Genomic DNA, 9551 nt, shown 5'->3' with positions numbered 1-9551 from the left:
TGAGGACCTCGTACTTGTGCGCTACCTGAGCCGCTTTAAGCCACGTTCCCCCAAAGGCATAGCCCAGCGCCAGAGCGGTTCCCAGGGCACCGCCGGCGCTGTTGCCAAAGCCGTAGCCGTTCGGGAAATCGAAGTACTGCCAGATTTCAACCTCTCCAGTAAAATCATCGGGAACTATCTCATCCGCGACGGAGTAGCTTATGACCGCCCTTTCCCTCCCAACCGGCTCGCCGTTGAAGGCGATGTGTACGTGTCTCTCGAGGGTGCCGGTTTCTATGCTCGCGAAGACGTTGACACCCTTGTCAAGGTTTACCCCGGCCCCGAGGGAACCTGCCTTGAGCGGGTCGTCGTGAAATTTGGGGACGAAAAAAGCCGTTATGTGAGCCGGAACGAAGGTTCTAACGAGCAACCTCTCACCTCCGAGAAAAGTGCACCCTTGGCCTTTTAAAAGTGGCGAGAAAAGGGAAAAGAAAAGGTTCACTCCTCGGCCACGTACACCGGAACCTTTCCGTGCGGTATGCCGTATTTCTTGCCGTACCACTCGCTGAGGAAGTACCAGGCGCCGACGAGGAGGATCAGGCCAAGCGGCAGGAGTACCGCCCAGCTGTGGACACCGAAGCCAAAGAGTATGTAGAGGAATACTCCGACGCTCGATGCGGTTACCGCGTACGGCACCTGTGTTGTGACGTGGTCTATGTGGTCGGAACCGGAGAACATCGAACTCATGATGGTCGTGTCGCTGATCGGTGAGCAGTGGTCACCGAAGATACCTCCTGCGAAGACCGCACCGATGGCCGCGAAGACCTCCGGGCCAACGTAGCCCGTAACGCCGTAGGCGAGCGGTATGGCGATGGGCAGCATGATGCTGAAGGTTCCCCAGCTCGTTCCGGTCGTGAAGGAGATGAACATGGCGATGAGGAACACTATCAGCGGCACCCAGCTGCCGGTGACGCCGGCGCTCTTGGCGATGTCAACGATGTATGGGGCGGTCCCGACGGCGTCGGTGGCGCTCTTGATGCTCCACGCCAAGAGCAGTATCGTGTTGGCTATGACCATCTGCTTCATTCCGCGGACGATGGCGTCCTCGGCCTCCTCGATGGTCATGCGCTTCATGACCAAGACGAGGAAGAAGGCAACCACGACCATCGCGAAGGAACCCCAGAGAAGCGCCAGGGCGGAGTCGGAGTTTCCAAGGACCTCCATGAGGCCGCCTTCAGCGTAGGCCGCGCCACCGCCGCCGGTGTACCACATGCCGTAGAGGGTGACGAATATGAGCGTCAGTATCGGCCAGATGAATATGTGGACGCTGCCGTCCTCCTTCGGCATGCCGAGGTCAACCTCGGTTGTCATGAGCGGCTTCGCACCGTCGCGGAGGACTTTGCCCTCGGTCCTGGCGCGGTACTCAGCGTGGAGCATCGGGCCGTAGTGCCTGTGGGTGAAGGCCACGATGAAGACCAGTATTATCGCGAGTATCGAGTAGAACCTGAAGGGAACGCTGTGCATCCAGGCGACGTAGGCGCCGTAGTCAACGTTGAGGTCCTTGAAGGCGTCGCCGATGAGACCGACCTCGTAGCCTATCCAGGTCGAGACGAGCGCCAGTCCCGCAACGGGTGCCGCAGTCGAGTCGTCTATGTAGGCGAGCATCTCACGGGAAACGCGAGTCCTGTCTGTGATGGGCCTCATGGTGTTACCGACGATGATGGTGTTGGTGTAGTCGTCGAAGAATATGAGCACACCGAGGAGCCATCCCATCATCGCGGCGCCGCGGCTGCTGCGCACTTTGCTCGCCAGGGCGCGGCCTATTGCCATCGCTCCTCCTGACTTGTATATCAGTCCCACGCCCGCACCGATGAGGAAGTCAAAGAGCAGTATCTTGACGTTCCAGTCATCGATGGCGTTGCCTACTATCCAGTCGAGGGTTTGGGTGGTTCCCGTCACCGGGTTCCAGCCGGAGACCATTACACCTCCAATCCAGACACCTGCAAACAGCGCCAGGATAACCCTCTTCGTCCATATCGCCAAGATAATAGCCACCAGCGGTGGCAGCAGAGACAGTATCCCGAAGTCCGACACGGTTTCACCTCCAACGGGTTTCAAACCCATAAATATCGGCAATATATAAATTTTCCTGGAATATTTTTGGCATATTGTCAGCCCTTCGAAAATACTGCTGAACTGCCATGCATATTCATGATATTGTATGGCCATTTCAGTGAATATTCCTGTTGCCCTGCATTATGAGATACTTTCAAGTACATTAATGCGCACCACTACCATAAAAACCTTTCTCAGAAAAAGCTTCATCTAAATCCGGAGGGGCCTTAAAAAAAGCCAGATGTTTCCCGTTCACTCGGAATAGTAATTGAAAGGTGAAGAAAGGTTCATAGTGGGGAACCGATGAGCTCCCCGAGCCTAAGAAAATCCTTTCTGAGCTCCTCCTTTATGGGCGGCCGGTAAAGTGCGGCGGCCGGGTGATACATCGGCATTATGATTATCTTCCCGAAGAGAGTGTGGGTTTCGAAGGTTTTTCCGTGTATCTTGCTTATGGGTTCGGGGTCAAAGCCGAACTTCTCCAGGATGTACCTCATGGAGTGCCTGCCGAGCGGAACTATAACCCTGGGCCGGATGATGTCTATCTGTCTGTCGAGGTAGGGGGAGCAGGCCTTTATCTCATCCTCCAGCGGGTCGCGGTTCTCGGGCGGGCGGCACTTGACTATGTTGGTTATGTAAACCTCATCCCTGGTGAGACCTATCTCAGCCAGGAGCTCGTCGAGTACCTTCCCTGCCCTTCCGACGAAGGGGAGCCCCTTCTGATCCTCCCAGTAGCCCGGCGCTTCGCCGACGAACATCACCTTGGCGTCATAGCTCCCGGAACCGGGAACGGCGTTGGTTCTAAGGCCCCCAAGCGGGCATTTCTGGCAGTTCCTTATGCGCTCTTCAAGCTTCCTCATGAGTTCTTCCTTCCCCATGGGAGCACCTCATGAGAGCGTCTTCTGAGAGAGATAGGCTTTGAGGAACTCGACCCAGGCGGTGTAGTAGCCCTTCTCGTACTCGTCCCTGAACTCGTGCTCGAGTATCCCCTGGAAGTGCTCGAGGAGCTTCTCCGCCTTCTCCCTGTCGTGCTCGCTGATGAGCTGGACTATGAGGGAGTTGGGGTCGTTGTCCTTTATGGCGCTCATGAAGCCGTTTATGGCCTTGCCGTAGCCCCTGCCCCACTCGTCGGGGCCGGCCATCTTCTGGAGCTTCTCCAGGTGCCCCTTGGCCCTGGAAAAGTCCCTCTTTAGCAGAGCCCTCAGGAACATCTCCATCCTCATCTCTCTCGCCGGCATTCTACCACCTCTCAAAGGATAGTACGGCCGGCTTTTAATGGTTTCCTCGGATCGAACGGTTCCGTCGGCTACCCACATATATCCCATACCTATGCAGGAAAATTTGCATATTTACGCAAAAGCTTTTATACCCCGGGATTGAAGGAATAAGCAGACAGGGAGAAGTCAAACGCAGGGGTGAAACCCATGGCCGAAAGTGTTGGTGAAGTTCCAAGCGGCGAAAAAGAGTTCGCCGAATCAACCCGCAGGATAAGGGATATTATCGAATTCCCCGAGATAAATGAGGAAGAGTTTGAGCGCATGCTCAAGAGTGCAAGCAGGGCCTACGGAGGGCCCCTGCCCCACAGGACGTATTCTATCTGTCCCGAAACGAGGAGGGTCGTTCCAGCCCTCATATGGGAGAACGATGGGAAGGTTTGGATAACCAAACGCTGTCCCGAAGGTATAATAACCGACGTTTATTACGAGAGCGTTGATCAGTACTACCGCTTCCAGAAGTGGAAGTTCGATTTCAAGCTCATGAGCACAAACGTTGAGAACAGCGGTGTGAACTGCCCCTTCGACTGCGGTATGTGCGCTAGACACTTCTCCCACACGAACCTCATCAACATAGTTCTGACCAACAGGTGCAACCTGTCGTGCTGGTACTGCTTCTTCTACGCCAAAGAGGGCCAGCCCATATACGAGCCCACCCTCGAGCAGATACGCATGATGCTCCGCAACGCCAAGAGGCAGCACCCGGTTGGGGCGAACGCCGTCCAGCTCACTGGCGGCGAGCCGACCCTCAGGGAGGACCTTATCGAGATAATCAAAATCGCAAAGGAGGAGGGCTACGACCACGTCCAGCTCAACACCGACGGAATAAAGCTCGCCTTCGAGCCGGAGCTGGTGAGGGAGATGCGCCAGGCCGGCGTCAACGTCCTCTACATGAGCTACGACGGCATGACCCCCCAGACAAACTGGAAGAACCACTGGGAGGTTCCACTCATCCTCGAGAACGTCAGGAAGGTCGGCGGGCCCGGCATAGTCCTCGTCCCGACCACCATCAGGAACGTCAACGACCACGAGCTCGGCGCCATAATCAACTTCGGCCTCAACCACATCGATATAATAAGGGGTGTTAACTTCCAGCCCATCTCACTCGTCGGAAGGGTTCCGCGGAAGGAGCGCCAGCGCTTCAGGATAACGATTCCCGGGGCGATAGCGAGGATCGAGGAGCAGACCAACGGGGCAATAGCCATGGACGACTGGTACCCGATTCCGATAGCAGGACACATAGCGCGCTTCTTTGAAGCTTTCACCGGCTCCCGCTACTACATGACCAGCCACTACTGCTGTGGCGCTGCCACCTACGTCTTCCTCGACCGCGAGAACAAAAGGGTGGTGCCCATAAGCAGGTTCCTCGACGTTGAGGGCTTCGTCGAGTACCTCGAGAGCAAGGCGGAAGAGATAGAGCAGTGGGAGAGCATGGGCAGACTTCAGAAGCTCAAGCTCGGCGCTGAGATCTTCATGAAGTTCCGCTCCTTCTACGACGACAAGTACGCACCCGAGGGCATCAAAGTCCTCGACCTCATCAAGAACGCCTTCATGTACGGCAACTACGACGCCCTCGGAAAGTTCCACACCAACGCCCTCTTCCTCGGAATGATGCACTTCATGGATGAGTACAACTACGACGTCGAGCGCGTCGAGCGCTGCGTCATCCACTACGCCATGCCGGACGGCAGGACGGTGCCCTTCTGCACCTTCAACGTGATTCCTGAGCTCTACAGGGACAAGGTGCAGGCCCAGTTCAGCTACACCTGGGACGAGTGGAAGGCAATGCACCCGGACTGGGACTACCACCGGGACAAATACATCAGGACGAAGGAGTTCGTTGAGCGGATGAAGAACAGCGAGCTTTACAGAAAGACCTACATCGACATAGAGGACTACTTCGGCCTGAACACGAGGTGATTGCGATGAGCGAGAGGGTTTACAACAAGACCCTTATCAGGATGGACCTCAAGTTCGGCAGGATAACCCCCGAAGAGGCCCGCGCCAGACAGTACGAGCTCCTCAGGGACGGACGGATATGGAGGGCGTTCATCAACGGCTACGCAAAGAGAGGCTTCGTGGTCTTCGACGGGGAAACCACCTCAAAGGAGGAGGTGCTTGAAAAGCTGAGGGACTTCGAGCCGGAGGTAACATCCATTGGAAGGCTTACCGTCGCAGAGCTCGTAGAGTCTAGCTACTCATGGAACAACATCCTTTCAAAGGCATGAGGTGCATTCTCCCAATTTTATTTTCCGCCTTTTCTCCATTGAATGATAGACGAACCTCACCACATAAACTGCTGTTTTCTGTTGTTGAATCTCCGTTCTGGTTATCCGCTACTTTTGAAACATACGGAACTATCGTAGCGGATAACCTTCCCACTCCCATCTTCATCGTGGGGCTTTCGGGAGGAACGGAGACTCCCCACATCTTCAGGGCTCTAAGCGAGATATTCCAGCTTCCAACCACATCACGGTCGGCCTCAAAACCACACTTCGAACACTTCAACAGCCTGTGCCCATTCGGGCTTAGTTTCCCCCCACATACCGGGCACAGGGAGGAAGTGTAAGCAGGATTAACGAAAACAACTTTTATCCCCTTCAATTTAGCCTTGTATTCGATTATGCTCTGGAGTTTTCTAAAACTCCACCTGTGAAGACGACCATTCATCCCAGAAGAATATCTTATCGAATCCCTGATTTCGGTTAAGTCCTCCAGAGCAATACCACCATATTTCTCGGCCAACTCGACAATTTTATTAGCAAGCTTGTGATACAAATCGTCCAGCCTGTTCCTCTCCCTTTGTCCATACTTTTCAAGAAGCTCTTTCCTCCTCTTTCCAGCTCTAAGCTTTTTCTGAATTTTCCTCCGCTTTAAGAAGTAGCCAGTCCTTATCTCCCTCTCGTGAGTGATTATTTGAACAAACTCGCCATCTGGAAGGCTGAGCGTAACGTTGTTCTCGTTCAAATCCACACCAACAAAGGTTTCAGGCTCTCTCACTTCAACCTCTCTGGAGAACACCACGTTTATGAAAACGCCTTTTGGCGTCCTCACTAACCACGCTTGGCCGATTTTCCAGTTCTTAAACTTCTTGTGATACTTGGCCGGATAAAACTCCAGCCTAACCCTCCCGCTCAGGGTTGAGAGCTTTATCACTCCAGCCTCAAGGTCGAGTTTGAAGAGATGGTCGTCCAGCATTATAACGTCCTTCTTGAAAACGGGCTTTCCCTTAGCTTTTCCCTTCTTTTTCCGCTTCCGATAACTCTTGTAAATCATTGTGGCCATTTGAGTGGCCGTGTAGTGATAATGGCTCGGCAACTCCGGATACTCCCTGCGTAAGCCCTTGTAAGTCTCCTTCTTCAACCGATAAAAGCTTGTAACGTTGTTCTCGAAAGCATAACTGATAAGGTAGTTCACAATCTCCCGATAAGTCGAGAAGAGGTCATTTAACTCCTCTGGCGGGTTTTTAAGCTTGAATTTTGCTGTGAGCTTAATCGTCTCTGAGGGCATTCTTCACCGCCTCAACGAGGCGTTTTTTCTTGTGAGAACGCATACCATAAAGCTTTCCAGCGAAGGAAGTTACAATAGCCAAAAGGTCTTCGACAAGTTCTTTCTCTGGCGTTTTCTCTTCATCGTCAAAGATGACTTCAATTTCAACGCCGTGAGAGTTGAAGTATTGTTCAAGGTATCCAAAACCGAAGCGGGTGAGCCTGTCCTTGTGGGTTATCACTACTTTTGTTACCTCTCCACTCTCAACAAGTTTGAAGAGCTGTTTTAAGCCTTTTCTGTTCTCGTTTAAGCCCGATGAAATGTCGGTGATGATTTTGGCGACTTTGTAGCCTTTTGCGGAGCAGTAGTTTTTGAGGTATTCGACTTGTCTTTCGAGGTCTTCTTTCTGGTCTCTGCTTGAAACTCTGGCGTAAATGGCAACCTTATCAAGTGTTTTGCCTTCGAGAAGCCTTAGGACTTCACTTTCGGGAATTCTGAACTCTTTTCCAACTCGGTATGCCTTTATTTTTCCCTCTTTAATCCAACGCCGTATTGTCATTGCTGAAACTCCAAGCCTTTTTGCAACTTCTCCCGTCCTGTAAAGCCTCATCATCACTTCCCTAATCGTAATTATGTGTTGAAAATATTTAAATGTTTCGTTTGTTGCTATTTACGAAACAGCCCCCGAAGGACGAAGTTTCTAGAAGAGAAAAGTAATTACCTACATACCACCCTACACAAAAGCGATTTAAGTTTTAAGCAGTATAACATCAATAGTCAGACATCGATATACTATTTAGTCGTCTGACGACCGTAGCAGACCACAGGGGAGAGGTGGTTTCCATGCAGTTTAAGAAAAAGATCATCCTGACCATGGCCACAGCTCTGATTATTACCATACTGATAGGCTCCCTCATTGTGATATCATCCTCGTTCATGATGAGGGACAGCATACGAACCTCCCTCGAGGAGGAGCTGGGCCACAACCTCCCGGAGCTTATGGCGGAGGGCATCAGGGCTCCAATAACCGAAGAGGCAGGAATGATAGCAACGGGCTCCGCGGAGCTCGGTGCAAAGCTGTTCGACGACTACTTCGAGAAGATGCGCGTTATGGGAACCGTGGCCATAGAAGCCGTTGAAGTGGCGTATTCAAACTACGACGAGAGCGATCCACAGTTCAGAGCGTTTCTCCTGGACCGCTTTAGGAGCGTGAAAGACCTCGACCCGAACATAGCCTACGTTTATTTCGGAAGCACGAGCGGCGGGATGTACATGTGGCCCGACGAACCCCTGCCCGAGGGTTACGACCCGAGGGTCAGGCCGTGGTACCAGGAGGCCATTAAGAAGAACGGCCCGATATGGACGGAGCCGTACCAGGACGCGTCAACCGGAAAGTGGATAGTCACGTACTCGGAGCCTATTTACATCAACGGTAAGCTCGTCGGTGTCATTGGCGTTGACGTCTTCGTCTCCACCCTCATAGAGCAGTCAAAGGAAATAACGATAGGTCAGAGTGGATACATAGCGATCATCAACCGGGACGGTACCATCATCGTGCATCCCAACGAGAGCCTAGTTCAGAACTTCAACATACACGATGACCCCAACCTCCGGCCCCTCTCAGGCGAACTTGACAAAAACAAAGATAAGGGGTGGGTTGTCTACTCGTTCCAGGGCGTGGAGAAGGTCGCGGGATACAAGAGGATGAAAACCACCGGGTGGGTGGTTCTGGCCACGGTACCGCTCCATGAGCTCACAGACCCGCTGACCCAGGCGATATCGGACACCCTCAATCAGAGCACGGAGAAGATAACGGACTCCATCCATAAGGTCGTTGACGATGGTCTAAAGACGACGATAATGGGCTCCATCGTGGCGGTCTTTGTTGGAATTCTTATGCTGTTCCTGGGGTACAGAACCCTCAACAGGACCCTCAGGCCGCTTGAGGAGTTGAGGAGTGTTGCGCAGGCTTTGGCAGAAGGAAGATTGAGCGAAGTTAACAAGCAACTCAACCAAATCCACTACATTGAAGACGACGAGATCGGAGCCCTCATAAAAGCCTTCGAAGCCGTAGGAAAAGACCTAGTAGGAACACTCAACACCATAGGCGAAAAACTCGAACGCCTCGCCGAGGGCGACTTAAGCAACGGACTAACCGTCGAAGCCAGAGGCGAACTCCAAGAAATCATCCAAGACCTAAAAGACACAACCCACAAACTTAAGGGCTTAATCAGCGAAATGGTCAACGTCACCAACGAACTGGACAAGAGAGCCAACATCCTCACCCAGATTACGACTGACGTGACTGAAGCCATTAATCAGGTTAACGAAGCGGTACAGCAGGTTAGCATTGAAGCACAGAGGCAACAAGAGCACATTAACGAAATAACCGAAGGAATGCGCTTCGTCTCAGAAACAAGCGCAGAAAGCGTCAGAGCAATGGACGAATTCGAGGCGGCAGTAAACGAAGTCGTCACAATAGCCAACGAAGGCAGACAAAAAGGCGAAATCTCAGCCAAACAAATCGAAAGCATCCAAGAAATGATGAGCAACATCGAAAGCACAGTCAGAAAAGTCTCTGAGATGAGTAGGAGTATTGAGGAGATTACGAACGTGATCACCAACATTGCCGAGCAGACGAACTTACTCGCCTTAAACGCGGCCATTGAAGCGGCCAGAGCCGGCGAGGCTGGAAGG

At 52.7% G+C, this 9551-nt stretch carries 8 protein-coding genes and 1 pseudogene; 3 read left to right on the top strand and 6 right to left on the bottom strand.

Going from position 1 to position 9551, the window contains the following annotated elements:
* From APY94_RS12235 to APY94_RS12220, 4 genes and pseudogenes are all read right to left on the bottom strand, one after another.
* Nucleotides 1–409 (bottom strand): annotated as a pseudogene (locus APY94_RS12235) (pantoate kinase); the annotation flags it as partial.
* Between the two features lie 68 nt (nucleotides 410–477).
* Nucleotides 478–2073 (bottom strand): Na+/H+ antiporter NhaC family protein, encoded by a 1596-nt coding sequence (locus APY94_RS12230; RefSeq protein ID WP_058939888.1) that lies wholly within the window; start codon nucleotides 2071–2073, stop codon nucleotides 478–480.
* Between the two features lie 308 nt (nucleotides 2074–2381).
* Nucleotides 2382–2969, bottom strand: a complete 588-nt coding sequence (udg, locus tag APY94_RS12225) for a type-4 uracil-DNA glycosylase (protein WP_058939887.1) — start codon at nucleotides 2967–2969, stop codon at nucleotides 2382–2384.
* A 9-nt stretch (nucleotides 2970–2978) separates the two neighbouring features.
* Nucleotides 2979–3329, bottom strand: coding sequence for a hypothetical protein (locus tag APY94_RS12220; protein WP_058939886.1), 351 nt, complete (start codon nucleotides 3327–3329; stop codon nucleotides 2979–2981).
* A gap of 186 nt (nucleotides 3330–3515) precedes the next feature.
* Between APY94_RS12220 and tes the strand changes: the two genes are divergently transcribed.
* Together tes and APY94_RS12210 are read left to right on the top strand one after the other, a co-directional pair.
* Nucleotides 3516–5285, top strand: a complete 1770-nt coding sequence (tes, locus tag APY94_RS12215) for a tetraether lipid synthase Tes (RefSeq protein WP_058939885.1) — start codon at nucleotides 3516–3518, stop codon at nucleotides 5283–5285.
* A gap of 5 nt (nucleotides 5286–5290) precedes the next feature.
* On the top strand, nucleotides 5291–5593 hold the full coding sequence (locus tag APY94_RS12210) for a DUF3213 domain-containing protein (protein ID WP_058939884.1): 303 nt from the start codon (nucleotides 5291–5293) through the stop codon (nucleotides 5591–5593).
* On the opposite strand, the gene APY94_RS12205 is transcribed toward APY94_RS12210, so the two are convergent.
* Both APY94_RS12205 and APY94_RS12200 read right to left on the bottom strand, forming a co-directional pair.
* A complete protein-coding gene (locus tag APY94_RS12205; RefSeq protein ID WP_245610476.1) occupies nucleotides 5556–6875 on the bottom strand; it encodes an RNA-guided endonuclease InsQ/TnpB family protein in 1320 nt (439 codons plus the stop codon). The two genes, APY94_RS12210 and APY94_RS12205, sit on opposite strands and share 38 nt — an antisense overlap.
* Nucleotides 6856–7467, bottom strand: a complete 612-nt coding sequence (locus APY94_RS12200) for an IS607 family transposase (RefSeq protein ID WP_169791820.1) — start codon at nucleotides 7465–7467, stop codon at nucleotides 6856–6858. The genes APY94_RS12205 and APY94_RS12200 overlap by 20 nt, the downstream gene beginning before the upstream one ends.
* A 230-nt stretch (nucleotides 7468–7697) precedes the next feature.
* Between APY94_RS12200 and APY94_RS12195 the strand changes: the two genes are divergently transcribed.
* Nucleotides 7698–9551, top strand: a 1854-nt coding sequence (locus tag APY94_RS12195) for a methyl-accepting chemotaxis protein (protein WP_058939882.1), incomplete at its 3' end; no start/stop codon positions are given.

Source organism: Thermococcus celericrescens (assembly GCF_001484195.1).
Classification (GTDB): Archaea; Methanobacteriota_B; Thermococci; order Thermococcales; family Thermococcaceae; genus Thermococcus; species Thermococcus celericrescens.
Note: the sequence above shows the minus strand (reverse complement) of the source record. Positions and strands in the feature narration are given on the sequence as shown.

Coding starts and splice junctions, on each gene's coding strand:
- APY94_RS12210 (WP_058939884.1), top strand. CDS start 5,291: ATGAGCGAGAGGGTTTACAACAAGACCCTTATCAGGATGGACCTCAAG.
- tes (WP_058939885.1), top strand. CDS start 3,516: ATGGCCGAAAGTGTTGGTGAAGTTCCAAGCGGCGAAAAAGAGTTCGCC.
- APY94_RS12220 (WP_058939886.1), bottom strand. CDS start 3,329: ATGCCGGCGAGAGAGATGAGGATGGAGATGTTCCTGAGGGCTCTGCTA.
- udg (WP_058939887.1), bottom strand. CDS start 2,969: ATGGGGAAGGAAGAACTCATGAGGAAGCTTGAAGAGCGCATAAGGAAC.
- APY94_RS12205 (WP_245610476.1), bottom strand. CDS start 6,875: ATGCCCTCAGAGACGATTAAGCTCACAGCAAAATTCAAGCTTAAAAAC.
- APY94_RS12200 (WP_169791820.1), bottom strand. CDS start 7,467: ATGATGAGGCTTTACAGGACGGGAGAAGTTGCAAAAAGGCTTGGAGTT.